1 protein-coding gene is annotated in these 236 nt (G+C 55.5%); it reads left to right on the top strand.

Annotated elements, in window-relative coordinates:
* Positions 1–236, top strand: a 236-nt coding sequence (locus tag KVT28_RS26865) for a hypothetical protein (protein WP_217551369.1), incomplete at both ends; no start/stop codon positions are given.

The following is a 236-nucleotide window of genomic DNA, read 5'->3' on the forward strand; positions in this document are numbered from 1 at the left end:
CTGCAAGGCATCCGGTCGCAGTCGCTTGAGCCGGAGAAGGTGGGCGGCCTCCTGCACATTGTCGAAGACGACCTTGGGTTCTATCTTCATCAGTCGGTTCAGGCTATGAAAGTCGAATTGTCGTCGGAGATGGTTGGAAGCTTTGTCTTTGACGATCACGTCGTCGAGATGAACGGGCGCGTCAAGCGCTCGAGCTTCGAGAAATGGATCGCGCCGGATCTTGAAAAGATTCGCGG

Origin of the sequence: Pantoea sp. GbtcB22, assembly GCF_019091025.1 — a bacterium.
Lineage (GTDB): Bacteria > Pseudomonadota > Gammaproteobacteria > Enterobacterales > Enterobacteriaceae > Pantoea > Pantoea leporis.